Annotated in this window: 1 protein-coding gene; it reads right to left on the bottom strand. The window is 68.7% G+C overall.

Features of this window, described 5'->3' with window-relative positions:
* Positions 1 to 188 precede the first annotated feature (188 nt).
* The coding region (locus ACZ7L9_RS38115) for an IS4 family transposase (RefSeq protein ID WP_471422103.1) at positions 189 to 1,058 on the bottom strand (870 nt) is incomplete at its 5' end.

Raw genomic sequence — 1,058 nt, forward strand, 5'->3', positions numbered from 1 at the left:
CGGTGTTTTAGTGCTGCGTCCGTGGGGTTGGGGCTGTTTTGGTGGGCTTGGCAAGGACGACGACGGGGGTGTCCGGGCGAGGCGGATTGTTGTGTTCGGTGCGTTTGAGCGCCCAGTTGGATATTTTGCGTTTGATCACTCGCGGGTTGGACCGTAACCGTCGTGGTTCCAGGAGACGTTCGGTGATTTCATGCAGGGTCTGCGTTAGCGCCCGGGTGAGCCGGGAGGGGGGAAAGTCCCGCCTGGCTGGTGGTCTGCCGGCGGACGACGCGCAAGGTGCGGGTGAAGGGCATCCGGTCCGGGTCCTCCCTTTCCAGCTGGGCGGCCTGGTGCATGAGGTCGCGCAGGGCGTGGTGCACGAGGAGGAACGCGAAGATCTCCTGCTCGGCCCCGTCCGGATGCTGGGAGCGCAGGACGAAGCGGGGGCCGCCCAGGTGGGTTTTGATCTCATCGAGGGTGGTCTCGATCTCCCAGCGCTCGGCATAAAGGGTGGCAAGTTCCGTGGCCTGTGCGGCGGCCGGGTCCAGGAGCGTGGTGACCAGCCGGTAGACGGTGCCCTCTCCGGGAGGGCCCAGGGTGTATTCGATGACGCGGACCGGTGCCGGGTCGGCCCGCCGGTTCTTGTCCCGGGCGGCAACGATCTCCGACAGGTACGAACCATCGGGCAGCGCGGACACCACGGGCAGGACCGCGTTGCTCCTGACTCGCCACAGCAGGTCCGCGCCGGTCGCCGCGGCGGCCCGCCACAGGTCGAAGCCGAGGAAGCCCCGGTCTGCCAGGAGCAGCATTCCCCTGGTCAGCGAGGGGAACAGGCGGCGGGCGAGGACCGTTTCGTGCACTGCCAGCGGCGCGACGTCGGCGGCGAACACGGCGTGGGTACCGCACTCGACCAGGGCCACGGCTCTGGCCTGCGGATACGCGCTCCTGCCCTGACCACGCCCCGTTCCCGGCCGCCCGAAGAAGGCGGCGTTCGCCTCCGTATCGGGAAGGTCAAAGGTCGTCCCGTCCACCGACACCAACCGCAGACCCCGAAACCAGGCTCCCGGCGTCGCCGGGAC

Source organism: Streptomyces sp. NPDC111516 (assembly GCF_055635345.1).